We start from the raw sequence: 1,034 nt of genomic DNA on the forward strand, positions 1-1,034 counted from the left end.
CACCGGCCGCCAGCCTCATTTGTTTAAACGCCACACCAAACCCACACACACACCCCACGGGCCCCCCCCCGGGCTCCCCGCCCCGCGGGCCACCTCTGTCTGTACCGACCTCACCTCTGAACTCCCCCGCCCCCAGCCATCGTTCACGCCGGGCGGGGGCGGCCCAACCACTTTCCCGTTCTGGAAAGATCGGGTTCTTGACCCTGCACCCACGGGGACTACGCAGACGCAGGACAGTTCATCGGCGCAGAGTTGCTGCCCGAGGACCGCCTCGACGAGTACCGCCGGTACCGGGAGATTGCTCTGGCTCACGCCCTGCCCTTCAGGGAGCACAAGGAAGCCAAGGCAAAGACGATCGCGGCATGACTGGAGCGCCAGGCCGTACTGTACGACAGCCAGAGAGAGTTCCATTTCGTCATTTGTGAGCATGTCCTGCGGTGGCGGATATGCCCTCCTGCCATCATTGCTACGCAGCTCGAGCGCCTGGTTTCGCTGTCCCGGATTCCCAATTTAACCATCGGAGTTCTTCCCGCCAAAAGGCTGATGCCGGACTTTCCGATGACATGCTTCAGCATGCATGATGATCGCCTGGCCATTGTGGAGACGTTTCATTCAGAGATCACAACTCGCGATCCGAGGGATGTCGCTCTCTACATGTCAACATTCCTCAGATTAGACGCCGCGGCACTACATGGAGATGACATGCGGGACCTGATCGAAGGAATCCGGGACGAGTTCTTTCAGGAATAAAACGCCAAGGGAGCCGCAATGGAAAGCAGGTCGGATTCAGCACGGATCGCAGGCCCAGGGCGGCAGGACGCCAGAACCCTCCGCCGAAAACGGCGCGGACAAGAAGCAGGTTGAGCTGGCAACCCTTGAGCGGAAGCTTGAGCGGCAGACGCCGCAGGATCTCTGCCAATAGCCGAGACACCCGGCAGGAATGACCCCAGCGGACCTTCGCGGCGGGGGGGGGGGGGGGGGGGCGGCACCGCCGCCAGCCGCGCCGCGCGCGCCCCACCACCGCGGCGACGGTG

Annotated in this window: 1 protein-coding gene; it reads left to right on the forward strand. The window is 63.2% G+C overall.

Features of this window, described 5'->3' with window-relative positions:
• Nucleotides 1-366 precede the first annotated feature (366 nt).
• The gene (locus ACFV6I_RS16710; protein WP_380342855.1) at nucleotides 367-750 is read left to right on the forward strand and encodes a Scr1 family TA system antitoxin-like transcriptional regulator; all 384 of its coding nucleotides are present in this window, start codon (nucleotides 367-369) and stop codon (nucleotides 748-750) included.
• Nucleotides 751-1,034: the final 284 nt, after the last annotated feature.

The sequence above is a fragment of the Kitasatospora sp. NPDC059803 genome, from assembly GCF_042732255.1.
Taxonomy (GTDB): domain Bacteria; phylum Actinomycetota; class Actinomycetes; order Streptomycetales; family Streptomycetaceae; genus Kitasatospora.